This is a genomic window from Thalassospira sp. HF15 (assembly GCF_011806525.1).
In the GTDB taxonomy this organism is placed as follows: Bacteria; Pseudomonadota; Alphaproteobacteria; order Rhodospirillales; family Thalassospiraceae; genus Thalassospira.
The window spans coordinates 312,555-337,098 of the sequence record NZ_JAAVKI010000002.1; the positions used below are offsets into that span (position 1 = coordinate 312,555).

At 54.6% G+C, this 24,544-nt stretch carries 26 protein-coding genes; 5 read left to right on the forward strand and 21 right to left on the reverse strand.

Features of this window, described 5'->3' with window-relative positions; genetic code table 11:
• Positions 1–204 precede the first annotated feature (204 nt).
• The 9 genes from HED22_RS04940 to HED22_RS04980 form a co-directional block, all read right to left on the reverse strand.
• Positions 205–675: a helix-turn-helix domain-containing protein gene (locus HED22_RS04940; RefSeq protein ID WP_167719745.1), complete on the reverse strand. Its 471-nt coding sequence runs from the start codon at positions 673–675 to the stop codon at positions 205–207.
• A 111-nt stretch (positions 676–786) separates the two neighbouring features.
• Positions 787–2,364, reverse strand: coding sequence for an apolipoprotein N-acyltransferase (lnt, locus tag HED22_RS04945; protein ID WP_167719747.1), 1,578 nt, complete (start codon positions 2,362–2,364; stop codon positions 787–789).
• Complete coding sequence (locus HED22_RS04950; RefSeq protein WP_167720391.1) at positions 2,357–3,301, reverse strand: hemolysin family protein; 945 nt, start codon at positions 3,299–3,301, stop codon at positions 2,357–2,359. The genes lnt and HED22_RS04950 overlap by 8 nt, the downstream gene beginning before the upstream one ends.
• A 79-nt stretch (positions 3,302–3,380) precedes the next feature.
• The gene (ybeY, locus tag HED22_RS04955; RefSeq protein ID WP_167719749.1) at positions 3,381–3,971 is read right to left on the reverse strand and encodes an rRNA maturation RNase YbeY; all 591 of its coding nucleotides are present in this window, start codon (positions 3,969–3,971) and stop codon (positions 3,381–3,383) included.
• Entirely contained in the window at positions 3,955–5,058 is a 1,104-nt protein-coding gene (locus HED22_RS04960) for a PhoH family protein (RefSeq protein WP_167719751.1), read from the reverse strand. The genes ybeY and HED22_RS04960 overlap by 17 nt, the downstream gene beginning before the upstream one ends.
• Entirely contained in the window at positions 5,055–6,446 is a 1,392-nt protein-coding gene (gene miaB / locus HED22_RS04965; RefSeq protein ID WP_167719754.1) for a tRNA (N6-isopentenyl adenosine(37)-C2)-methylthiotransferase MiaB, read from the reverse strand. Before miaB ends, HED22_RS04960 begins: the two co-directional genes overlap by 4 nt.
• A 169-nt stretch (positions 6,447–6,615) precedes the next feature.
• On the reverse strand, positions 6,616–7,521 hold the full coding sequence (locus tag HED22_RS04970) for a lysophospholipid acyltransferase family protein (RefSeq protein WP_167719756.1): 906 nt from the start codon (positions 7,519–7,521) through the stop codon (positions 6,616–6,618).
• On the reverse strand, positions 7,518–8,312 hold the full coding sequence (locus HED22_RS04975; protein WP_167719758.1) for a GNAT family N-acetyltransferase: 795 nt from the start codon (positions 8,310–8,312) through the stop codon (positions 7,518–7,520). Before HED22_RS04975 ends, HED22_RS04970 begins: the two co-directional genes overlap by 4 nt.
• 162 nt (positions 8,313–8,474) lie before the next feature.
• Complete coding sequence (locus HED22_RS04980) at positions 8,475–8,897, reverse strand: Fur family transcriptional regulator (protein WP_167719760.1); 423 nt, start codon at positions 8,895–8,897, stop codon at positions 8,475–8,477.
• 252 nt (positions 8,898–9,149) lie between these two features.
• Between HED22_RS04980 and HED22_RS04985 the strand changes: the two genes are divergently transcribed.
• Complete coding sequence (locus tag HED22_RS04985) at positions 9,150–9,398, forward strand: sulfurtransferase TusA family protein (RefSeq protein WP_167719762.1); 249 nt, start codon at positions 9,150–9,152, stop codon at positions 9,396–9,398.
• A gap of 179 nt (positions 9,399–9,577) precedes the next feature.
• Here the strand turns inward: HED22_RS04985 and rimI are convergent, their stop codons facing one another.
• Positions 9,578–10,102 (reverse strand): ribosomal protein S18-alanine N-acetyltransferase, encoded by a 525-nt coding sequence (gene rimI, locus HED22_RS04990; protein ID WP_167719764.1) that lies wholly within the window; start codon positions 10,100–10,102, stop codon positions 9,578–9,580.
• A complete protein-coding gene (tsaB, locus tag HED22_RS04995) occupies positions 10,099–10,899 on the reverse strand; it encodes a tRNA (adenosine(37)-N6)-threonylcarbamoyltransferase complex dimerization subunit type 1 TsaB (RefSeq protein ID WP_167719766.1) in 801 nt (266 codons plus the stop codon). The genes rimI and tsaB overlap by 4 nt, the downstream gene beginning before the upstream one ends.
• 19 nt (positions 10,900–10,918) lie before the next feature.
• Between tsaB and ddpX the strand changes: the two genes are divergently transcribed.
• Entirely contained in the window at positions 10,919–11,479 is a 561-nt protein-coding gene (ddpX, locus tag HED22_RS05000; protein ID WP_167719768.1) for a D-alanyl-D-alanine dipeptidase, read from the forward strand.
• A gap of 63 nt (positions 11,480–11,542) precedes the next feature.
• Here the strand turns inward: ddpX and HED22_RS05005 are convergent, their stop codons facing one another.
• The 4 genes from HED22_RS05005 to HED22_RS05020 all read right to left on the reverse strand — a co-directional run bounded on the left by HED22_RS05005 (position 11,543) and on the right by HED22_RS05020 (position 15,768).
• Positions 11,543–12,622, reverse strand: coding sequence for an ABC transporter ATP-binding protein (locus tag HED22_RS05005; protein ID WP_167719770.1), 1,080 nt, complete (start codon positions 12,620–12,622; stop codon positions 11,543–11,545).
• Positions 12,623–12,627: 5 nt separating this feature from the next.
• Positions 12,628–13,482 carry a carbohydrate ABC transporter permease gene (locus tag HED22_RS05010; RefSeq protein ID WP_167719771.1) on the reverse strand — a complete coding sequence of 285 codons (855 nt, stop codon included), beginning with the start codon at positions 13,480–13,482 and terminating at the stop codon, positions 12,628–12,630.
• Between the two features lie 2 nt (positions 13,483–13,484).
• A complete protein-coding gene (locus HED22_RS05015; RefSeq protein WP_167719773.1) occupies positions 13,485–14,435 on the reverse strand; it encodes a carbohydrate ABC transporter permease in 951 nt (316 codons plus the stop codon).
• Positions 14,436–14,526: 91 nt separating this feature from the next.
• Positions 14,527–15,768 carry an ABC transporter substrate-binding protein gene (locus HED22_RS05020; RefSeq protein WP_254869785.1) on the reverse strand — a complete coding sequence of 414 codons (1,242 nt, stop codon included), beginning with the start codon at positions 15,766–15,768 and terminating at the stop codon, positions 14,527–14,529.
• Positions 15,769–16,010: 242 nt separating this feature from the next.
• On the opposite strand from HED22_RS05020, the gene HED22_RS05025 reads away from it, so the two are divergent.
• Entirely contained in the window at positions 16,011–17,342 is a 1,332-nt protein-coding gene (locus tag HED22_RS05025; RefSeq protein WP_167719777.1) for a GH1 family beta-glucosidase, read from the forward strand.
• 50 nt (positions 17,343–17,392) lie between these two features.
• The gene (locus tag HED22_RS05030; protein ID WP_167719779.1) at positions 17,393–18,433 is read left to right on the forward strand and encodes a LacI family DNA-binding transcriptional regulator; all 1,041 of its coding nucleotides are present in this window, start codon (positions 17,393–17,395) and stop codon (positions 18,431–18,433) included.
• 38 nt (positions 18,434–18,471) lie between these two features.
• On the opposite strand, the gene HED22_RS05035 is transcribed toward HED22_RS05030, so the two are convergent.
• Positions 18,472–18,999, reverse strand: a complete 528-nt coding sequence (locus HED22_RS05035) for an MgtC/SapB family protein (RefSeq protein WP_175581118.1) — start codon at positions 18,997–18,999, stop codon at positions 18,472–18,474.
• Between the two features lie 363 nt (positions 19,000–19,362).
• Positions 19,363–20,277: a LysR substrate-binding domain-containing protein gene (locus HED22_RS05040; RefSeq protein WP_167719782.1), complete on the reverse strand. Its 915-nt coding sequence runs from the start codon at positions 20,275–20,277 to the stop codon at positions 19,363–19,365.
• Between the two features lie 100 nt (positions 20,278–20,377).
• On the opposite strand from HED22_RS05040, the gene HED22_RS05045 reads away from it, so the two are divergent.
• Entirely contained in the window at positions 20,378–21,079 is a 702-nt protein-coding gene (locus HED22_RS05045) for a LysE family translocator (protein ID WP_167719784.1), read from the forward strand.
• A gap of 21 nt (positions 21,080–21,100) precedes the next feature.
• On the opposite strand, the gene HED22_RS05050 is transcribed toward HED22_RS05045, so the two are convergent.
• From HED22_RS05050 to cysK, 4 genes are all read right to left on the reverse strand, one after another.
• Entirely contained in the window at positions 21,101–21,532 is a 432-nt protein-coding gene (locus HED22_RS05050) for a DsrE/DsrF/DrsH-like family protein (RefSeq protein WP_167719786.1), read from the reverse strand.
• Positions 21,522–22,325: a molybdopterin-synthase adenylyltransferase MoeB gene (locus HED22_RS05055; protein ID WP_167719788.1), complete on the reverse strand. Its 804-nt coding sequence runs from the start codon at positions 22,323–22,325 to the stop codon at positions 21,522–21,524. Before HED22_RS05055 ends, HED22_RS05050 begins: the two co-directional genes overlap by 11 nt.
• A 9-nt stretch (positions 22,326–22,334) precedes the next feature.
• Positions 22,335–23,393: a hypothetical protein gene (locus HED22_RS05060; protein WP_167719790.1), complete on the reverse strand. Its 1,059-nt coding sequence runs from the start codon at positions 23,391–23,393 to the stop codon at positions 22,335–22,337.
• A gap of 130 nt (positions 23,394–23,523) precedes the next feature.
• Positions 23,524–24,474 (reverse strand): cysteine synthase A, encoded by a 951-nt coding sequence (gene cysK, locus HED22_RS05065; RefSeq protein WP_167719792.1) that lies wholly within the window; start codon positions 24,472–24,474, stop codon positions 23,524–23,526.
• Between the last annotated feature and the right edge of the window lie 70 nt (positions 24,475–24,544).

The following is a 24,544-nucleotide window of genomic DNA, read 5'->3' on the forward strand; positions in this document are numbered from 1 at the left end:
GCGGTCCAAATCCGTCCACATTGATCAGTTCTTGTGCGAACTGTCCTGTCGCTTGTGCCTGATCGTTCTATGAAGGTCAAGCATCATTGCCGCAAAACCGTAACCCGAAATAGTTTGCTTCAGGGCCGGTTGCGCAGAAAAGACAAAGACGTGATTCACCTAAGGCGAATCACGTCCTGAGCCGAAATATTCCGGCCAAACTGGTTACTTCTGATCGGAATCAGCAGCCTGCAATGCACCCATCGATTTGACGAGTTCAAAGATTTTCTTGCGCTGGTTCGGATCGGTAATCCGGTAATAGGCACGCACCAGTTCGAGCGTTTCACGACGGTTCATCGGGTCGTTGTCAAACGGGTCCGGGCTTTCAGACATTTCACGACGTTCATGCACCGATTTCGATGAAATCTCGTCAGGCATGTCATCGAAGAAAAATGATACGGGCACATCAAGGACGCGGGACAGATCGTACAGACGCGATGCACCAACACGGTTGGCACCACGTTCGTATTTCTGTACTTGCTGGAACGTCAGGCCAATTGCTTCGCCAAGTTTTTCCTGGCTCATGCCAAGAAGTGTCCTGCGCAGGCGAACACGAGCACCAACGTGAATATCGACAGGATTTGGGGCCCCACTTGCAGTCCGGCCACGACCCCGACCGCGTGTGTTCTTTACCATCGTGTTTTCATCCTTAGGCGACATTTAAGGTTGTTCCTTCTTTCACTCCGACCTATCCATCCGTGATTTTGTGGGACAATTTCCGGACGGTTTGGCAAATTTTCCAGCCGCCTAGAGGGATTTCGGTATGCGTTTATATCCCATAGCGAGAACGGCAAAGAAGGAAACAATACCGTAAAATAGCAAGTCACGCCACAAATAATATACTGTTGTATGGTTTTTATCACTCAAAAGGGGGTACACAAGGATAGCCCTCTCCCCCAAGGGTAGGTCTGAAGCCACGCGCCCATAAGCATCGAACACCGCCGATACCCCTGTATAGGCTGCCCTGACCAACGGACGACCTTCCTCAAGAGTTCTAAAACGGGCTGCTGCCATATGTTGATATGGGCCTGCACTGTCGCCAAACCACCCGTCATTGGTAACATTTAACAACCAGTCGGGCTGATCGGCGCCATCAATTACCGCGCCGGGAAAGATCACTTCATAACAAATAAGCGGCGAAAAGCTTGGCATGCCGTTAACTGACAGCGTCTGAGGCCCAGGTCCGGAAGAAAAATCGGTCCGCCCTTCGGTCAGCTTGGGGAAGGGCAGGATTGAACGGAACGGCACATATTCCCCGAATGGCACCAGATGAAACTTGTCAAAGCTTGCGACAACATCGCCGCTGGCATCAATCACCTGAATGGCGTTCCAGACCTTGTATTCATCGGTATCGCGCGGATAGGTTCGTGGTGCACCGGTAATCAGGATATCATTTGGCCCAAGAATTTCGGCCATTTCCATGCGGGCTTGTGTCTGGGTTTCGACAAAAAAGGTCGCAGCCGTTTCCGGCCATATCACGATGCGCTTTTGATCAGGACGCAGGTTTTCGGGCCTTCTCGACATATCAAGCAGCAACGAAAAGTGCTGGTTTTGCAGTTCCGGGCGCCATTTTTCACGCTGGGCAATATTGGGTTGCACAATCTGCAAGATCGGCACATCTGCGGGCAAATCTGATAGTGCGACATTCGATGTATCCGGCCCGACCATCATCAGGCGCACCGCACCCCCACCCCACAATGCGACCGCAATCATCACACCGCCAATTGCTGCCAACTTGCCATGCTTCCCGACAACAAAGGCCGCAGGCAAGGTTGCAAACAGGGCCGTAAAAAAGGACAGGCCATAAATCCCCACCACCGAGGCAAACTGCATCGGTGCCGCATCAATCGCCCAGATATGACCCAAAAGGTTCCAGGGAAAGCCGGTCAACACATGACCACGCAGATATTCCACCACGGACCAGAACACCGCGAGCAACACGGCCCGGCTGACAAGACCATCACCCAGACGCCAGCTTGCCCAGACGGCCAACATGGGGAAAATTGCAAGGCCACCACCAAGCCCCAAAAGGGCAAACGGGATCATCCAGCCATAAATTTCCGGCTGGACCAGAAAGGCATGGCTCACCCAGTAAAAGCCTGCGGCGAAATGGCCGGTGCCAAACCACCAGCCGGCAGAAAGCGCCCCCTTGTTGCAACGAACGCCCTCAAGACTCCACAGAAGAACTGCAAAGCAAACCGGCAAAACAGGGATGATAAAGAAGGGCGGCAGAGCAAGAACCGCCACCGCCCCGGATAACAACCAGACAAAACGCCTGCGCCAGCCCGAAAGACCGGCCAGTCGGCGCGCCGTGGCTTCAATCATCCGCTTTTTCCTGCGTTTCCGTACCTTCGGCAGGGGTTTGATCGTCGCGGCGCATCATGTGGATGCGCAAGCGGCGAATGCGCCGTGGGTCTGCATCAAGGACTTCGAACTGAATACCGCTGGGATGTTCGATCAACTCGCCACGGGCGGGAACACGCCCGGCCAGCGAGAAGACAAGACCACCAAGCGTATCGATGTCTTCATCCTCATCTTCGTCCAGCAAGCCAAAGGACAGCTTTTCTTCAAGGTCTTCGACCTCAAACCGGGCGTCAGCAATATAGCACCCGTCCGAAAGACGGATCAGTTTGGGTGTCTGGTCGATGTCATGTTCGTCATCAATCTCGCCAACGATTTCCTCGACCAGATCCTCGATGGTGATCAGACCATCGATCCCGCCGAACTCATCAACCACCAGCGCCATGTGCGTGCGCGACAATCGCATTTCCGACAACAGATCCAGAACGCGAATGGCCGGTGATACGAACAATACCCGGCGCAGCAATGACTGCAGGCTGAATTCCCGACCGGCAGCAACACAGCCCAGCACATCCTTGATATGAACCATGCCAGCAATATCATCGAGGGTGTCGCCATAAACCGGCAAACGCGAATGGGCCTTCTTGACCATCACATCGACCAGTTCCTGCAACTCGATATCCTTGGGAACAGCGACAATATCGGCGCGCGGAATCATGACGTCCTCTGCCGTCATGTCGCGAAGGGCAATAATGTTTTCAAAAAGGGAACGTTCGTGCAGCGAGACCGGCTCGTCATCTTCTTCGGTTCGCTCGGCGAGTTCTTCGAGCGTATCACTCAGCGAAGCTTCGCCATTGCGTGACTTGCCACGCTTAAGCCCCAGAGCAGAGGCCACATTATCCCATAAGGAGCCGCTATCATCAGCTTCCTGAAGTGTATCCTCGCCTGTGCGAGGGCGCATACTCTCGTGGTCGTCGTCGCGTTGACTAGAGTCGTTCATGGGTCGGTTTCGACATCCTTTAATTCAAACAAACCGTTATCTAATTAGGCTCATCTTCAATCGGCGCATAGGGATCATCAATCCCAAGTCCGGCAAGAATTTGGCGTTCAAGGTCTTCCATCTCTTCGGCTTCATCATCAACCATATGATCGTAACCGACAAGATGCAGCGTGCCATGAACTGCAAGATGAACCAGATGATTTTTCAAAGTCTTTTGCTGTTCTATGGCTTCGCGGGCGCATGTTTCACGCGCAATGACGATATCACCCAGCATCAACGGCATATCAGGTGCCATCATAAAGGCCTCGGCATCCTCAGCACTTTCAAGAGCAGCAAAGGACAACACATTGGTCGGTTTATCTTTTTCCCGATAATCACGGTTCAATATCCGAACCGAAGCATCATCGGATAGCCGCACACCAATTTCAATCACCGGCGCAACCGACAAAAGCGACGCCCCGTCGCCTTCGTCTTCGGTCCCATCAGTCGGCACCGCATTTTCATCCCAAAGGGCTCCGTCAGAAAGCGCGCCGTCAAGGGCCGCTATCACTGCCGCTTCGATGGCCGCGATCTCGTCGCGTTGCCAGTCACCTGCTTCGACTTCAAGGTCCAGATCAAGCGGTGCCGTCATCGCCTGCGTCCTTGCCAGTGCTGTCCTTGCCACCGCGATAACCTTTTTTAAGGCGATCACGCAGGGCATCCGCCGCGTCATAGGCCTGGACAATCTTGGTCACAAGGTGATGGCGCACCACGTCGCGCTGATCAAACTTGACGGTGGCAACCCCTTTGACATCGCCAATGGTTTCAAGCGCATCACGCAAACCCGACTTGGTGCCATCCGGCAAATCGATCTGGGTCATGTCACCCGTCACCACCATGCGCGAACCTTCACCCAGACGGGTCAGGAACATTTTCATCTGCATCGGGGTGGTGTTCTGTGCTTCATCCAGAATGACAAAAGCATGCGACAGGGTTCGACCACGCATAAAGGCCAGCGGGGCGACTTCAATCTCGCCGCTTTCCATGCGCTTGATCACGACATCACCCGGAAGCGTGTCATGCAATGCGTCATAAAGCGGACGCAGATAGGGGTCGACCTTGTCTTTCAGATCACCGGGCAAGAAACCAAGGCGTTCACCGGCTTCGACCGCCGGACGCGACAGGATAATGCGATCAACCTGACCCAGAATAAACGCCTGCACCGCCATGGCGACCGCAAGATAGGTCTTGCCGGTACCAGCCGGACCGATACCAAAAATCAGCTCATTATCAAGGATCGCTTCGACATAATCCTTCTGGCGCTTGGAACGCGGGGAAATACGGCGTTTCTTGGTTTGAATGGTCAGGCGCGAACCGCCAAACATATCCTTGGTCTGGCCACTCCAGGGATCAGCATCGTCCGGTTCGGAAAGGCGCACCGCACCATCCACCGTTTCGACATCGACATGATCTATTTCCTTGTCACGCAGACGCGCATACAGCTGGGCCAGAACCTTTTTGGCCTGTGCGACCTTGGCCGGATCACCGGCCAGCATCACCACAAGTCCGCGGCTGGAAACCTGAACACCGGTGCGCTCAGACAGACGCGTCAGGTTTTCGGCCTGCGGGCCATACAAAACCTGAGCAAGCGCGTTGTCCTGAAACTCGATCTGATCGGAATCCTTTGGGGCGTGTTTGGTTTTGGTGTTGGTCTTGCTTTTTGTGGGGGTGCCGCTCACGCAACGTTCCTTTCAGAATTCTGGTCGTTTCGGGTGGCGTCGACCAGTTCGCCGCCAAGGGAATTAGGCAGCGCTTCGGTTATTTTCAAGCGCAAGATCTGTCCAAGCGCTGATTCGGGCAAACCGCTGACATGAACCGGCTGCATATAGGGGCTTTTGCCGACAAGCTGGCCTTCATACTTGCCATGACGTTCCAAAAGAACATCCATCTCCTTGCCGACACTATTCTGGTTAAACACCAGTTGCTGTTCGGCCAGCAGCGCCTGCAAACGCATGATCCGTTCGGTTTTGACTTTTTCAGGTACCTGCAGTTCCATCGCCGATGCCGGAGTGCCCGGGCGCGGACTGTATTTGAAGCTAAACGCCTGAATGAAGGTGATGTCGCGCACGATTTCCATCGTGTCTTCGAAATCCTTGTCAGATTCGCCGGGGAAACCGACGATAAAGTCCGAAGACAGGGCAAGGTCCGGGCAGGCATCCTTCAGCCGGTTGGCGATATCACGATAATCCGCGTTGGTGTGTTTGCGGTTCATCGCCTGCAAAACGCGGTCACCGCCGGCCTGAACCGGCAAATGCAGGAACGGCATCAGTTTCTTGAGATCGCGATGGGCGGAAATCAGATCCTCATCAACATCGCGCGGATGCGACGTGGTGTAGCGAATGCGATCCAACCCGTCGATTTCGGCCAGCTCACGCAACAACCGACCAAGCGTCCATTCACCACCATTGGGTGCTTCGCCGTGATAGGCATTCACATTCTGCCCCAAAAGGGTCAGTTCACGTGTGCCTTGCGCGACAAGCTGCTTGGCTTCGCGGATAACATCGGCACCGGGCCGCGAATATTCAGCACCGCGGGTATAGGGCACCACGCAGAACGTGCAGAACTTGTCACAGCCTTCCTGAATGGCAAGAAACGCGGAATAGCCCTGCTTGGAAACCTGCTGCGGCAGATGATCAAACTTTTCCTCAGCCGGGAAGTCTGTATCAACGATGCGATTGCGGCCAACCGCTCGATTGGCACGCGCGACCATTTCCGGCAGTCGATGATAGGTCTGCGGACCAAACACCATGTCAACCATGGGTTCGCGCTTCATCAGTTCAGCACCTTCGGCCTGCGCAACACAACCCGCCACCGCGACAATCATCTTGTCGCCGCCATTGGCTTCTTTGGCTTCCTTGTGCTTACGCACGCGCCCCAGATCCGAAAATACTTTTTCGGCAGCCTTTTCGCGAATGTGGCAGGTATTGAGGATGACCATATCGGCCCCCTCGGCACTGTCGACCGACTGGTAGCCCAGCGGCGCCAGAACATCCTGCATGCGCTGACTGTCATAGACATTCATCTGACAGCCATAGGTTTTTACAAAAAGTTTCTTCGCTTCTGTCACGCCAGATCCGTTTCGCTCTCTCAAAACGCCGAAAAGCGGTGTGATCGCTCACACCGCGCTTGGGTTCCGGACAATCGGTGAACGGAACCCGTCGGACATCTCGTTATCTGAAATCCCGGTCAGATGAAACCGAATTTCACATCAACCGGTATATTATACGGCAAAACGATCAGGAGCCGAACTGTCGATCCGGACCAAACAGGCGAAAATCTTCCGAAATGATCGCAAGCGGCGAAAAACCAATCAGCTCGCCCGACAGATCGCTGTCAATCAACTGAACCGGCACACCCTGATGCAGGCCACGCAAAGCTGCCTGATGTCCCTGGGCAACGCGGGCTTCACACATCCGGGCAAGTTCCTTGCGTGATCCGGCTGCATCTGCCAGCGTCACGGGTGAATGGACAACAATCTCGACCGTCACCTTACCAAGCGCGAGAAACTGCCACAAATGCGGCACCAAGTCCATATCCCCGTACCAGGAATAAAACGCCCGCAAATCACGGCCAATCGGCGCCCCGTCAAGACGGGTGGCGGCAATCGAAATCGGCTGGAATTTGACCGGCGATCCATCCGGCATCACCCGCTCAGCCGCGGCAAACAAAGTTGATTTGAACGGCAACACACGGTTGCCATCGTTGCTTGTCCCTTCCGGGAACAGGATCAGCTTGTCACCATTGCCCAGACGTGCGCTCAGTTGATCGTTCTGTTCGCGCGATCGGGCCGCACGGCGTTCGATAAAGGTCGTGCGGGAAAGTTTGGCAAGCAAACCGACAACCGGCCAGTTGGCAACTTCGGTCTTGGCGATAAAGCTGCCACGGGTCAGTGCGCCCAGAACCGGGATATCAAGATAGGACGCGTGGTTGGCAACGATAACGCCCGGCCCGTCCATCATATCAACGCCCGAAACCCGAACTTCGATATGCAGGATGCGCAGGCAAAGGGCGTGATAGAAACGCGGCAATTCTTCAGCCAGCTTCAACCGGCCGGCAATTGCGACGATCTGCACCGGCAACAAAACCAGTGTCAGAAGCGCATAGGCCGTCAGGCGAATGGCAGCACACACATAGCAGTTCACGATACCCTCGCGGTGCGTTCGTAATGCTTGTAATAGCGATCCGTCACCTTTTCAGTCGGCAACACGATGCAGATATCCGTGGTGTTGAACTGATGATCAATCACCGCCCCATCGCCGACAAAGCCACCCAGACGCAGATAGCCCTTGATCAGTGGCGGCAGATCGCGCAGCGCCTGACGCTGGTCAATGCCATTGATCTCGGCACGCATCATCGGCTCGTATCGATCTTCAATCGCGCGCGGGCGCATGTCTTCGGGGGCAAGGTGATTGTGATGCAGATAGGTCAGAACATCCTTGAAGGCATCCGGATCGGTACCGTGGAACGATGCACAGCCAAACATCAGTTTGATGTCGTATTTGAAAACATAGGCCGCGATCCCCTGCCACAAGAGCTGCAAGGTCGGCATGGTGCGGTATTCGGCCTCAACACAGGAACGGCCAAGTTCCATGATTTCGCCGGTTTCCTTTACCGCATTAAGCATGCTTTCGATGTGGTATTCATCCGCGCTGTAAAAGCCGCCATGTTCGTTGGCAACCGACTGGCGCAGCAGGCGATAGGTGCCAACAACCCCGTCGGCCCCGCTTCCGCGGCTGTGATCCAGAACAAGAAGATGGTCGCACAGGGGATCATAGTGATCAAAGTCGCGCTTTTCGGCAGCCATTTCGTCGCTTGGTTTGGCGCCGCGCTCTTCATAGAACACTTTATAGCGAAGCTTCTGACTGGCGAGAATTTCGTCCTGATTCTCGGCAAGGCGAACCTCAAGCCGTTGAAGCCCTTTTTCGTCACGCATGACAACACCCTTTCGTTCAACTGCACGGATTTTGCGCAAGAATTGGGTGAAGAGCGAGTGAAGGCTTTGTGAAGAACAGGTAACAAAATTATGAAGGCCACTTGCCTGTTACAGCAAGTGGCCTTGATAACCGGAAGTCCAATGCACCCCTGAGCGGCAGATTTACTTGCCGTCTTTCAAAGGAACACCATAAAGCTCAAGTCGATGGCCGACCAGGCGATAGCCCAGTTCGATGGCGATCTCTTCCTGAAGCTTTTCGATTTTTTCGTTCGAAAACTCGATCACGTCGCCTGAGCGCATGTCGATCAGGTGATCATGATGCTCTTCGGTCAGTTCCTCGTAACGCGCGCGACCGTCGCCGAAATCGTGTTTTTCAAGGATATCTGCCTCTTCGAACAGGCGGACAGTGCGATACACGGTCGCAATCGAAATCTTTGGATCAATGTCAGTGGCCCGACGATAAACCAGTTCGACGTCCGGGTGGTCTTCGGACTCAGAGAGCACACGGGCAATCACCCGGCGTTGGCCCGTCATTTTCAGGCCCGCGTCGATGCATTTCTGCTCGATAGTTGATTCTGCAAGCATTGTCTTGTTTCTCGTTTCCGTTTCCGGTTCCACCTGTCCCCAGCCGAGACGTGTCTCTGGCGTCGATCTCTTGTGGCTCAATATTGAAAAATCCGCCACATATCGCAAGGTTGAATTCGCGATAAAATCCGCTTCCTGTAAATCGCTGGTATTAACCACCTGCGATCACAATCATATCGGCATTCTCGTGCCCACTTGCCACCCGCGATGAAGGACGCTACTTCAAAGTCACGCATCAAGGCAGGAGACCGCATGGCCACCGCAACCCCGGACCAGAAAATAGACATCACCACGGACGTCTGCCCGATGACGTTTGTGCGCACCCGTCTCAAACTTGAAACCATGACACCGGGCCAGGTTCTTGAAGTTACACTTAGCAACGGTGAACCGTTAAAAAACGTTCCGCGCTCCGTAACCGAGATGGGCGATGAAGTCATCGAACTGGTCGAAATCGCTGATACACCGGGAATCTACCGGCTTACAATCCGCAAGGGATCGTGAAACTAGAAGTTCCAATGCAGGCTTACACTACAACAGGTTGGCGCTCAAAACCACACTATTTATGTGGATATAATGGATTAAAATTGCTCCAAATTGCCTAAGACCATGTTGGGAAACCAAACTTTCTTTGATGGCTCAGGCGGGCACTTCGCATCGGGAAAATCTTCTCGGTCCCAAGCCTAGATCAAACGTTCAAGAACGAGTGCATCAACTTTAAGGCCATCAGGCCGGGAATAGTATCGCTTGCGACGCCCGATCTCGGAAAAGCCGTTCTGACGATAAAGCGCGATCGCGCCGTCATTATCGACCGCCACTTCCAACAAGATACGGGTAACACCGGCCGCCTCAAGGCGCTCCTTGACGGCATCAAGCAATGCACGCCCCACCCCCATGCGCCGTGCATCGGGGGCGACCGTAATCGTATTGATTTCCGCCTCGTCCATCACAGCCTGCATCAGAACAAAGCCAAGCGGCTGGTCCTTGGCATTTTTCGACGTGTCGCCAGGTCGATAGGCCAGAATGCCAAATGCACCAAGCACATCAAGCAGCCGGATGATCGCATCTGCATCCCACGCATCGTCAAACCCTTGTGCATGCAGCGCACTTGCCAACGGCGCGAAGGCCGCCGTCAGCGGCACCAGCACAATTTCCGGGTCCGAACCGTCGGCCATGTCTCCGACATCAGTGGGATCAGGTGGTGTCATTTCCGTTTCTGCGGTCCCTGATCTTCAATGCGACGTGCATCGGGTGCCCGCAAGTAAAGTGGCACCGGGGCAAGATTCTCGCCGCTTTCCCAGCGCTCCGCCGCAATTCTTGCCACATTGCCCGCCCGCGGAAGGCCCGGTGCCGTGCAATCATAAAACGCATCGGGCGCATGGGCCGCCGCCGTCAAAAGACGCGGTGTGGCATCACCGGCAAGCAACGTATCACCGGGCGGCGCCATCATAAGCGCCTGACGCGGTGCGACACATTCAGCGGTGCTGAGCGGGCGCTTTTTGCCATCAAAGGCCTGGGCAAAGATCTCGTTTCGTTTGCTATCAAGGGCAACAAGGATATTGCGTCCCTGCTGGTCACGCTCGGACACGCCATAGGCAACGGCTTCAAGCGAACTGACACCAACCACCGGGATCTTGCGCGCCAGACCAAGGGCGCGCGCGGTTGAAAGACCAATCCGCATGCCGGTAAAGGCACCAGGACCAACGGTTACGGCAATCCCGTCAATGTCAGAAAAATCGACTTTTGCGATTTCGAGACTTTTGGCGATGAACCCCATCAGATGTTCGGCCTGACCCCGTTCCATATCCTCATATAGTTCACCCTTGACCGCACCATCAATCAGAACGGCCGTCGACAGCGACGTTGAGGCGGTATCAATCGCCAAAATCGTCGGTCCGGACTTTTCCGTCTTTGTCTTTGCGGCTTCTGATGCGCTATGGTCGGCGCCATCTGATGTGCGCGACTGTCCAGTCAGCATTTTCTTTATGTAATCGGTGAACGACAAGAACAGGGGGCCTCCGGCGATGGCGCTGGTCGAAATTACGCCACAAGAATATGATGTCGAAATTGATATCGTCTATGCCACGGATCGCAATTTCACCGGGGCACCGATTTATTCACGACCTGCCTGCTACCTTCATGCCGATGCTGCCAAATGCCTGAAAAAGGCCTCTGCCATGGCGCGCCGTCAGGGGGTGAAATTGCGCATTCTTGATGCGTTTCGTCCGCAAGAAGCACAACGTGCCCTTTGGAACCATTCGCCCAACCCCGATTTCGTCGCCAACCCGGATTTCGGATCGCCACATGGTCGTGGTGTGGCCATTGATCTAACCCTGATTGATCAAAACGGCAAGGAACTGGATATGGGGGCAGGGTTTGATGAAATGCATATCCGGTCCTATCACGGGTCTGATTTGATCTCCAAACAGGCAGAAGCCAACCGTTTCCTGCTGCTTGGCATCATGGTCAGTGCCGGGTTTGAATATTACGATCACGAATGGTGGCACTATCAATTACCCAATGCACGCGCACGTTATCCGCTGTTTTCCGATAGCTCGCTGCCCGAACCAATGATGATCAAGTAAACAAAATGGCGGGACATTACGGCCCCGCCATTTTTCAATTCGCAGGAAGGCAAATGACCAAACTCAGCCTTCCAAAAGTGCCTGTCCGTTTTCCAAATCAAAAAGCGACATCCGCGCACCATCAATCACGATCCCGATATCGGCCCCCGGCTTGAATGCCTGTTCCGGGCCGCTTCGCGCCGTCATTTCCGCACCGGCAACGGCAAGACGGACATACTGATCGGGGCCTGTCGGCTCTGCCAGCACGACGCGCGCCGAAATCCCGGCATCATCAAACATCAAATGTTCCGGCCGCGCGCCGAGTGTCATCGGACGCCCAACCATTTCATTTGCCTGGGCAGGCACATCAACCAGTGGCAATTTGCCTTTGCCAGTATCGAAAAACATCTGATCGCCTTCGCGCACCAGTGTTCCATCAACGAAATTCATTGTCGGTGCACCGACAAAACTGGCGACAAAGCGGTTTGCCGGGCGGCGATACACATTTTCCGGGGTATCGGCCTGCTGGACGCTGCCCCGATCAAGCACGACAACCTTGGTTGCCAGTGTCATCGCCTCGATCTGATCGTGGGTGACATAGACAATCGTTCGACCCAGACGCTCGTGCAGACGTTTAAGCTCGATCCGCATATCTGCACGCAGCTTGGCATCAAGGTTCGATAGCGGTTCATCAAACAGGAAAACCGCCGGCTCGCGCACAAGAGCGCGCCCAATCGCAACGCGTTGCTGTTGCCCGCCAGAAAGCTGGGATGGCTTGCGATCGAGAAGCGGCGTGATCTGCAGAAGTTCGGCAACTTCTTTCACACGTTCTTCAATATCGGGCTTTGGCATTCCCGCCATCTTAAGGCCAAAGCCGATATTCTTGCGCACCGACATCGTCGGATACAGCGCATAGGACTGAAACACCATCGCGATATCGCGTTCGTCCGGTTCAAGTGCGGTAACATCGCGGCCATTGATATCAATGGATCCACCGGTCACGGGTTCAAGTCCGGCAATCATGTTCAGCAATGTCGATTTGCCGCACCCCGATGGCCCCAACAGCACCAGGAAATCTCCGTCAGAAATTTCCAGATTGATGTTTTCCATCACCGTGATCCCGGCATAGGCCTTGGTCACATCGCGAAGTTCGACGCCATTCATTCCCGTTATCCTTTCACTGCACCTGCGGCAATGCCGCGTACAAACAGCCGCCCGGAAAGCAGATAAACCGCAAGCGTGGGCAAGGCCGTCAGCATGGTTGCAGCCATATCAACATTGTATTCCTTCTCGCCGAACTGAGAGCCGACAAGGTTATTCAGTGCCACCGTCATCGGCTGGCCCGAACGCCCGCCAAAGGTCAGGCCCAACAGGAAGTCGTTCCAGATGTAGGTGAACTGCAAAATCATCGCGACACCAAGGATCGGCAGCGACAATGGCAACATCACATGCCAGAACAATGCCCAGAACCCGGCCCCGTCAATGCGGGCCGCTTTCAACAGATCCTGCGGAACGGTTTTGAAAAAGTTGCGGAACATCATCGTGGTAAAGGCAACACCCCAGATGACATGCACCAAAATAAGCCCCGGAATGGACCCGAAGATCCCCAGTTCGCGGATCATGATGATCAGCGGATAAAGCGTGACCTGCGGTGGAATGAACATCCCGACCAGAAGGGCTGCAAACATCACATTCGCCCCCTTCATTTTCCATACCGCCAGCGAATATCCCGTCACCGCACCCAGCCCGACAGACAGGATAAGGGCCGGGATGACAATCTGGACCGAGGTCATGAACGAAGATGATAACCCGCCGCATTTCTTGCCAAGTGTCTGGGTGCAGTCGCCAAGCCAGGCTTTGCTCCAGGCCGCAAAGCTCGGGTCGGCTGGCAGGGTAAAGATGCTGCCATTCCTGATTTCATCCATTGATTTCAGTGATGTTGAAATCATGATGAAAACCGGGGCCATGATCATGATGGCTGCCAGGCATAGCAATCCGTAAAGGGCCCATCGATTGTATCGCATGATCAATGCCCCCGCCCGCCGCGCTCTTTTTTGAGCTCGAAATAGATATACGGGGAAATCACGGCAATCACGGTGCACAGCAAGACAAACGCACCAGCCGCCCCCAGACCAAGTTCCTGACGGTTCAGGATATGATCAACCACAAAACGTGCCGGCAAATCCGATGAAAAGCCCGGCCCGCCACCGGTCAGCGCGACAACAAGATCAAACGCCTTCATCACAATCGCACTCATCAGAATAAAGACCGTGAAGAAAACAGTGCGCATCATCGGCGTGATGATATGCAGATAAACCCGCCATACCGGAATGCCATCGACGCGCGATGCCTTCCAGATATTGGGATCAATATTGCGAAGACCGGCCAAAAACAACGCCATGCAAAGCCCGACCTGCTGCCAGATTCCGGCAATTGCCAGCGTGTAAATCGATCTGTCAGGCCGCACGATCCAGTTAAATTCGAAACTGGCCCAGCCAAGGGCACGCACGGCTTCTTGCAGGCCAAGTCCCGGGTTCATCACCCATTGCCAAATAACACCGGTGACAATGAACGACATCGAAAGCGGCAGCATAAAGAGGGTTCGAAACATTCCCTCTGCCTTGACCCCGCGATCAATCAGGATTGCCAGCAAATAGCCAAAAACAACACAGCCGCCGATAAACAAGAACCCGTGAATCGCCAGATTCTGCATCGCCGTCCACCAGCGTTCATTGGCAAACAGGCGGACATACTGATCAAAACCGGTGAATTTATAGACAGGTAAAAGCCGGGAACGGGTCAGAGAGATGATGAACGTCCAAATGATAAACCCGTAAAAGCAGACAATCGTGATTGTCATTGCCGGGATCAGCGCCACACCAGCACTCCATTGGGGCCGCCAACGCTTTTTTCCAGACTTGATTGGGATTTTTTGATCGTCGGAACGCTGCAACACGTCCGGTGCCGGTTCGGCCATGACATTCTCGCCTATTTGTAAAGGCGCCGCTGCACCCACGTTCGTGGCATCAGCGGCGCTTTTTCACAATGTCCCAAGTTTCGCAAAGTCGTTATTTTGCGTAGGAAATTGCCTGCTGGAATTGCTCCTGACCCTCTTCCGGGCTCATATCTGCACTGTTCCAGAAATTGGAGATGCTGTCATCAATCGCACCCGACACCGCACTTGGCACACCGAACAAGCCAGTGCTGACAAGGTGCGTTTTCTTGTCCTGAAGGGTTTTGATTGCGGTTTGCGCACAGACGTCAAAGCTGTCCGCAGGAACATCAAGACGGGCCGGAATCGATCCCTTTTTCTTGTTAAAGGCAATCTGCACATCGGGTTCAAGCATCACCTGCGCCATCAGCGCCTGTGCCGGAGTCGCATCCTCGCCATCCATGGCCGAGAACGCAAAGGCATCCACGGTCATGATATAGGCTTTATCAATTGCCGGTGCGAAGGCACAGCCGACAGTCGTACCGGGCTCGATCCCCGCAGCAATAATTTCACCTTTGGCCCAATCGCCCATGAACTGGAAGGCGGCATCACCCTTGGCAACCATGTTTGTTGCTTCGTTCCAGTTCCGTCCCGGGCTTGCCTCGTCGACAAATGGCTTCAACGCGGCAAAGGTTTCAAACACCTTGCGCATCGTATCTGATTTCAGAAGGTCATCATCAAGCGTGCTGTAAAGCTCGGCATAAAACTCACGACCCGCAACACCCAACAGGACGCTGTTGAACATGATGCGTTCCTGCCAGGGCTGACCACCAAGACCAATCGGGGTCACGCCAGCGGCCTTAAGCTTTTCTGCCGCAGCAATAAAGTCGTCCCAGGTTTCCGGGACCTCAACGCCAGCTTCTTCAAGCACAGACGTGTTATAGAACATCCAGTTCTCGCCATGGATGTTGATCGGTGCGGCAATATAATTGCCGTCATATTTCGCCGCTTTGACAATCAACGGCGGCAGCTTTTCATCCCAGTTTTCAGCCGTTGCGACCTCGCCAACATTGGCCAAAAGCCCCTGATCGGCCAATTCGCGCAGTTGCTGACCAATGGAAAACTGGAAAACAGCTGCCGGATCGCCGCCCAGCATGCGGTTAACCGCCGCTGCACGCGCATTGCCACCACCGGCAATCGGGGTATCGACCCAGGTTCCGCCTTTGGCCTCGAACGCCTTGCGGATTTCGCCAAGGGCTGCCTGTTCACTTCCCGAAGTCCACCAATGCAGGACTTCTGCAGTCTGGGCATGAAGTGCACCGGCGGATATACCGACGCTCAGAAACGCCGCACATGCGGCAAATTTTGAAAATTTCATCATAACGGATGTTCCTCCCTAAAGGACACGTTCACGCCCGACTTCTTATTAATGTGCACGGTCGGAAAATCGTAACGTTACGATTTTTTTGATAAGCGCTTTATTCACCCTTGTCAATCACCAAAACCTTACCATAATGGGCGCATACAAGAATACGGAATGTACTTTCCTGTATTTTCCGAAACGTTACGATTTTGGATGCATTCAACAAAGACATCCAAGGCTAGGGCAAGGAAGCGAACATGACCAAATCATTTCCTGACGGTTTCCGCTGGGGTGTCTCAACATCGAGTTATCAGATCGAAGGTGGCGCAAAAGATGACGGGCGCGGTGCCAGCATCTGGGACACATATTGCGCAACGCCGGGCCGGGTTGCCAATGGCGATGACGGCAGTGTCGCCTGCGACCATTATCATCGCTGGGAGGAAGACCTTGATCTGATCAAGGGACTGGGCGCGAAACATTACCGGTTTTCCGTGATGTGGCCGCGCGTGATCCCAGACGGCACCGGCAAGGTGAATGAAGCCGGTTTGGATTTTTACAGCCGCCTGATCAACGGCATGCTTGAACGTGGCCTTGAACCCTGGCTGTGCCTTTATCACTGGGATTTGCCGCAGGCTCTTCAGGATCGCGGTGGCTGGACCAACCGCGACATCGTCGACTGGTTTGGTGACTATACCGAGCTTCTGGTAACCCGTCTGGGTGACCGGGTGAAATCATGGGTCACCTTTAACGAGCCCAATGTCGTGGCGTGGATTGGCCACGAAGAAGGCCGCCATGCGCCGGGGATTACCGATCCGCGCGCCGCAATGCGCGCCGCCCATCACCTGAACCTGTGCCATGCACGCGCAACCGAGGTGATCAAGAACCATTATCCCGATGCGCCTGTCGGCTTTGTCTTGCCGATGCACAAGGGCTATACGCTTCCGCATCGTCGCGAACAGGATGCGCATCTGATTGATCTGTTCGAAGCCAAATGGAACGGCGTATTTCTTGATCCGGTGTATTATGGCCGGTATCCCGACCTGATTATGGACCGTATGGCGCCCCATATTCAGGATGGTGACCTTGAAGCCATCAAAACCAAGGTCGATTTCCAGGGATTGAACCAGTATTTCCCAAGTTATATTCAGGCTGCCGAAGGTGAAGCATGGCCCTTCAAGCATGCCCAGCCGCCCAATTATTTCCGCCGCACCGAAATGGGCTGGGCGATTGACGGGGATTGCTTCTATCGCACGATGAAAATCCTGCAGGATGATTATGGCAATCCACCAGTTTTCATCACCGAAAACGGTGGTGCCTTCACCGATATTCCGCAGGCAAACGGCCAAATCGATGATCAGGACCGCATCGCCTATTACACCGAATATCTTGAAGCGTTGCTTCGCGCGTCCTCCGAAGGTGCCAATATTCAGGGTTACATGCCGTGGTCACTGCTTGATAATTTCGAGTGGGCGTATGGCTATGAAAAGCGTTTCGGTCTGGTGCATGTTGACTACACCACCCAGAAGCGCACCCCCAAGGCATCCTATGATTTCATGCGCAAGGTGATTTCACAGAACGCATTGCCATAGGCCAACCGGGCGCTTAGATTGTCCGAAATTTGAATGGAACGGACCTGTATATGTCTGCTGCTCGCCCCAATTTGCGCACGATTGCCGATCGGCTTGGATTGTCGATCACGACAGTCTCGCGTGCGCTGAAAGACGGGCCGGAAGTCAAACCCGATACCGTTGCGCGGGTAAAGGCAGCCGCAGCAGAAATCGGTTATCAGCCAGATGCCCGTGGCGTCATGCTTCGAACCGGCAAAACCATGCAGGTCTGTTCCATTCTGTATTCCCCCGAAGTCGGCGATTATGGCGATCCGGGCTTCCTGGCCCAGGTCGAAAGCCTGACACAGGGGCTTGAAGCCGATAATTATTCCCTGCTGGTGCTGGCCCAGACCCGCGGCGAAGATCCGCTTGATCCGGTGCGCAAGGTCCATACCCAGCGTCTGGCAGATGCTGTGGTGTTTTCGCGCACAACCTTGCAGGACAGCCGCGCGAAATACTGCCTGCAACATGACTTTCCGTTTGTCAGCTTTGGCCGTACCGAACTTCTGACACCGCACGCCTTTGTCGATCACGATGACGAACAGGCCGCCTATGATGCTGTAAAACGGCTTCTGGATGATGGCCATCGCAAGATCGGCATGATTGATCCGCCCGAAGCCCTGACCTTTTTCGGATATCGCAAGCAGGGGGCAAGACGGGCCATGATTGATGCCGGACGTGATCCGGACAGTCTGATCTGGATGCCGTCGGACATCTCGGTTCGGGCCGCACGCGAATCAATAACAAAGCTTTTTAGTTCTGAGCGCGACGTCACGGCTGTTGTCTGCGCAAGTCAGATGACAATGATTGGCGCGCTTGAAGCATTGATGGAGCTTGGCATGGACACCATCCGCGACGGGATTGGTGTTGTCGGGTTTGGCGGCATGCCGTTCCGTATGCTGTCTCGGCAAAAGCTTGCCTATTACTACCAGCCGCAACGCCATGTCGGCGAAGTTCTTGCCCGCCATCTGCATGACCTGATGAACGGCACGCCGCCCGAAAACCTCCAGACCCTTCTGCCGTATCACCGCATTGATGACCTTGCCGCCTTCCGCGAGGGCGAGGATTTCTAGGTACGGACCGGCTTAGTCGGCCTGCACCGGCTATCCTTCTAGCTGTCCTTGGCGTCCTTCTCGGCCTCTTCATTGGCGACCCAGCGCACCAGCATCAGCTCGACCGGTTTCAGCGCAACCAGGATAATAAAGGTCAGAACGGTGGCAATAATCACGATATGCCAGGCCGCAAGCGCGCAGGCGATGCCAAGCGCTGCCGTCATCCAGACGGTTGCAGCAGTGGTCAGCCCCGTAACCGACATGTTCTTTGGTTCGCGTAAAATGACACCGGCACCGATGAAACCAATCCCGGTCAGAACACCCTGCAAAATCCCCTGAACCACGCGCGACAACGCATCGGGATGATCAATCAGATCCTGGAAATGCACCGCTACGACCGACACCACCGCCGCACCAAGTGACACAAGGGCCAGTGTCCGCATGCCGGTCGGCTTGCCATTCACATCGCGGTTCAACCCGATCAGCATGCCAATGACAGTTGCCGCGCACAGGCGCGCGATCATATCGATGACGCCAATATCGAAATATTTTTCCGCCGCGGCGAAATAGGGAAGGTCGGTCAGCATGCGATAAACCCTTGCTATTCAAACCTTCCCCAAACGCTTCGCACACACTCAATGTTCCGATGTGATGCATTCCCAAGCAGTTCATCGATCAAAATCAGGCGGGTGTTGTTATGATAGGGGTCTGAACCCAATTGAATGCTTGAAATGGTATTAGAACAATCAAGAGATGCTAGGAAATCGCCGCAGCGCGGGGTGATCCCCGGGCAAGGTGATTGACGACGCAGGTCGCGGATTATTCTGATGTCCCCCGGGATCGGAGGCATTTGCACGGCCTATTGCGTCGCTTCACCTTGAAAGGCAGCGAGCCTTTCTGCGGTAAAGCTCCTGATATCCGCACAAATGCCTCGCGACCATTTCAGGCATTCAATTGGGTTCAGACCCTAGCTCCATGTCGGATGCCTTGTTCATCAGCCATTCAAAGAACAACGCAATCCGGGGGTCACGCTTGGGCGGATCAAGCGTGATCAGAACATAATCATAGCCCGTCGCAGCCATGCCATGGGGCGCAATCAATCGCCCGGATGTCAGATCATCGGTCACAAGAGGCAAGGGGCCGATCGCCGTACCAAGCCGGTTGACCGCCGCCTGCAGCGCGAAAAAGAAATGATCGAAATACTGTTCGCTTGCCGGAGTTGCATCGCTGCCACTGGCGCGTTTCCAGTCATCCCAGGCATCGGGGCGTGTGCGTGTATGCAGCCAACGGGCGTTGGATAAATCCTTTGAAAGAATGGTTTCCCAGCATTCCGGATCACAAACCGGTCCGGCATATTCCGCCCAAAGATGGGTTGTGATGTAATGATCGGAAATGCCGTAATCCGCACGACGAATGGCAACATCACAGCCATCCGCCAGCAAATCCACGGGTCCGCCCGCAAGCCTCAGATCAATATTCAGATCCGGGTTGGCCTCGCGGAAATCGCCAAGACGCGGCATCAACCAGCGCATCGCAAGGCTGGGCTCGCACGACACGGTCAGTATCGGGGATGCCTTGTCATGACGATGAATATCCTCAATCGCCTGATCAAGTCCGTCAAGCGCACCCGTTGTGGACTTCAATAACCGCTCACCGGCGGCTGTAAGCCAGACACGACGGTTACGGCGCACAAAAAGCTGAACGCCCAGGCGTTCTTCGATTTGCCCAACCGCGCGGCTAATTGCCCCATGCGTCAGATGCAACTCATCCGCCGCACGCGAAAAGCTCTGGTGGCGGGCTGCGGCCTCAAAGGCGGGCAGGGCCGCCAAGGGTGGCAGGCTGCGTTTTCTGTGAATATTACTCACAATATATACCAGTATTTTTCGATTTTCCGACGATGTGAACAGTTTGATACTGAAATTACTCACACATCAAATGAATTCATCATCCACAAAGGATCACACCATGCCGGAATTCGCGGGCGATATCTTATCGATGGAAATCATTGCGGTTGGCATCATCACGATTCTTGCCGTGATCAGCCCCGGCCCGGACTTTGCCATGGTGACACGTATTGCCCTGACGCGCGGCAGGCGCGCAGGTGTTTTTTGCGCCATCGGCATTGGCAGTGGCGTTTCCGTCCATCTGGCCTATACCCTGATCGGGCTTGGTGTCGTCTTTGCCAGCAATGTCTGGGTACTGACCAGTTTACGCTATCTTGGCGCGGCCTATTTGATCTGGCTGGGGTTATCGGCCCTTTGGCCCGACATCCGCCTCCTGCTTGGCAAGCACAAGGCATTGAGCAACAAAGACACTGATGCCATTTTACCCGCAACCACACCGGGGCCGGATCAAAGCCAGAACAGTCGGAGCAGCGGCAGCGGATCGGCGTTTTGGATCGGTTTTGCCTGCAATGCGCTGAATCCGAAAACCATGTTGTTTATCGTATCGTTGTTCAGTCAGGTGATTTCACCAAACACTCCGATCGCGCAGGAAGTCGGGTATGGTGTCTATATCGCAGCCTGCCACATGATCTGGTTTGCGCTTGTCGCAACGGCCCTGACCCTGCCATCGGTGCAGGCGCGCATTTCTGCGATCAAATCATGGATCGAACGTGGCGTTGGAATCTGTCTCGCCAGCTTGGGCATCAAGCTTCTGGCAAGCTAGGGCGCACCAGAACGGCAAGACTCAGATAAACAGCATCTCACCAGTTTGCTTGGCATCATTGAGGAACGTGACAACACCACCGGTCTCAATCGACAATTCTTCGCGCTTGGCCTCGTTTTCCAGACCAAGGGCACGCAGGCCCATCTCGCAGACCATGAATTTGGCGTCCAAACTGGCGCAGGCCGAAAGCAGTTCTTCAAATGTCCCGATGCCGCGCGTCGAATAACTGAGATCAATCGACGTCGCGGTTGCGCCGTCAACTTCGGTGCGCAGATGACGCCAGCCCGACGGCGCAAACAGTGCGCGGCTGGCATCCATGGTGAAGAAAAGCGTCACGTCACGGCCAGACGCAAGCGCGGCCGATGCCATTACGAGTGCGTAATGAACCTTTTCATAGGATCCGGAAAACACCACGAGGGAGAGTTTCTTCGGGCTTTCATTTTCAGTGCTCATGGATTGAAAGGTCCTTGATTGTGGCGTTTTCTGAACAGGTCGGGCAGCCCGGATCGCGCGGCACCTTGATCTTGCGGAACGAGGCCGACAGGGCATCGATAATCAAAAGTTGCCCCGAAAGGCCATCGCCAATGCCCATCAGCTCTTTGAGCACCTCTGTCGCCTGAATGCCGCCGACCATGCCAACAACCGATCCCAGGACGCCCCCTTGGGCGCAAGACGGAATGGCATCTTCGGGCGGCGGAGCATGATAGATGCAACGATAGCAGGGATGCGGTTCGCCAAGATGGGCCTTGAAGGTCGATACCTGCCCGTCAAAGCGCAGGGCGGCACCGGAAACCAGCGTCTTGCCCGCCAGATAACAGGCATCATTGAGCAAAAAGCGCGTATCGAAATTATCCGATCCGTCGGCAATCACGTCATAATCGGCAATCAGATCCATGACGTTTGACGCATCAAGCCGGGTATTGTGGGCATGCACGGTAACTTCGGGGTTCATGTCGGCCATGGTGGCCTTGGCACTTTCGACCTTGGGCGTTCCTATATCCTTCATGCCGTGTGCAATCTGGCGTTGAAGATTGGAAAGCTCCACGGTGTCGGCATCGACAATACCAATTGTCCCAACACCGGCAGCGGCAAGATATATCGCAAGTGGCGATCCAAGCCCCCCAGCGCCAACAATCAAAACCCGACCATGCTTGAGCTTCATCTGCCCCGTGCCGCCAACCTCCCTAAGGACGATATGGCGGGCATAGCGTTGCACTTCATTTTCGCTGAAATCGAAATCACTCACGCGGTCAAATCATCCTGTCAGGCCGGACCAGAGGGCAGTTGTTTCTGGATATAACCTGCAGGTGACATCGCTCAAGGAAAAGATTTGGTTTTGCGCGGAAATATCTAACCCGCTGGCCAGTCCTTCGGGCGTCAGATGTGATTGCTCGAACCCGTCTGAGCCGATCATGGTCCAATCGGCAACAGCGGGATGGAAAAAGCCCGACTGGCGATAGGCCTGTTCAATCCGCCCGATCCGTTCAAGTTCCCGAAGCCCCTGATCGAGTGCGTTCACCAGATCCTTGCTGTAGGGGGTCACGCGCGTCACGGCAAAATGACGACTACTATCAAGGGCAATCTTATATTCCGGAATCGGCAACATCCTTGTCCCATTGACAACTAGCGCCATGTCCGGCCCCGGCTGAAACGGTGCCAACAGGAAATCTGCCCGGTCTTCGGCAACAAATTGAACCATCAGCTCCCATGACGGGACATGAATCAAGTCGGCAAGATGAATCTTGGCCAGTGTTTGCCAATCGGGAATCCATTGACGATTGGAAACGCCGCGCAACAACCGAAGCCCTCGAAGGTTTTTGACCTTAAGGCGTTTGGGGTTGTCGGCAAGCATGTAAAACCCTGCCTCAAACCGACCCTGCTGGATCACCGCCCTGGACGGCGCGATCTTCGCAGCCCTGTTTTCAATATCAGTTCGCCAGGTCGACGACCCGGTAAGGTCAGCTTCGCCATCGGCGAGCAATTGCAGCATCCGGGCGTAATTGCCGCCCGGAAGAAGCGTGATCTCGCCAAGCCAGCCGCCACGGCGCAAGGCCTGCTGAAGCAACACAACCTCGACAACATCACGACGACTGTGTTTGCCATCAAACGCCGCGACATCAATCGGGTCACGGCCATCCAGAAACAAATCGTAATCCACCAGAACATCATCGGCCACCACAACACGCAGATTGTGTTTGCCATGATCGGCATGCGACGTTGTGATATCGAAACAAAACACAATGATCACGGTTATCATGGCGCAAAGCCCGAATGCACCAGCGATCCGTTGGCCAAATTGTCGTGTGCGTCCCATAACCTGTTCCTTTCAGAACCTTTCACATTGGGACCATGGTCGCCAACATCCAGAGGCGGGCAGATCTATCGCATGAAAAAAGGCCCGGTCGAAACCAGGCCTTTGATCAAAAATCGGTTGGCTGTAACGCTTACTGCAGTCCTTCGAACAACGGCGTTGAAAGATAGCGTTCAGCAAAGCTCGGTATGATGACAACGATGCGTTTGCCTTCATTTTCGGGCTTCTGACCCAATTCGATGCCCGCTGCAACCGCTGCACCTGATGAAATACCGGTCGGCAGGCCTTCAACGCTTGCCAGTTTGCGTGCGGTGGCAAAGGCGGTTTCGTTGCCAATGGTCATCACCGTATCAATGACATCGGTATTGAGGTTGCCCGGAATGAAACCGGCCCCAATGCCCTGAATTTTATGCGGGCCGGGCGCACCACCGGAAATGACCGGACTGTCTTCGGGCTCGACCGCAACGATCTGGATGTTCGGGTTATGCTTTTTAAGCACCTCACCAACACCGGTCAGCGTGCCGCCTGTCCCAACACCCGCGACAAAGATATCCACCTTGCCAGCGGTATCTTTGATGATTTCCTCGGCCGTGGTGTTGCGATGAATTTCCGGGTTCGCCGGATTGTCAAACTGTTGAAGCATGACAGCGCCGTCAATTTCCGAAACCAGTTCTTCGGCGCGTGCAACCGCACCCTTCATGCCCTTGGCCGCCGGGGTCAGATCGATCTGCGCACCCAGAAGCATCAGCATCTTGCGACGTTCAAGTGACATGCTTTCAGGCATGGTCAGGATCAGCTTGTAGCCCTTGGCAGCCGCGACAAAGGCCAGCGCAATACCGGTATTGCCCGAGGTCGGCTCAACCAGCGTCGCGCCCGGTTTGATCTTGCCGGATTTCTCGGCATTTTCGATCATCGCAAGACCGATGCGGTCCTTGACCGAGGCCAGCGGGTTAAAGAATTCAAGCTTGCCAATCAGATCGGCTTTGACACCTTCGGCCTCTGCTAGGCGCGAAAGGCGAACCAGCGGGGTCGCGCCGATCGTGTCGATAATGCTGTCGTAAATCTTGCCGCGAAACTCAGTCATGTTTTCCTCGCACGTTTCTGTATTTTTGCCATCAAGCACATCTTTGATATGTATTTATCTCGCTATTTAT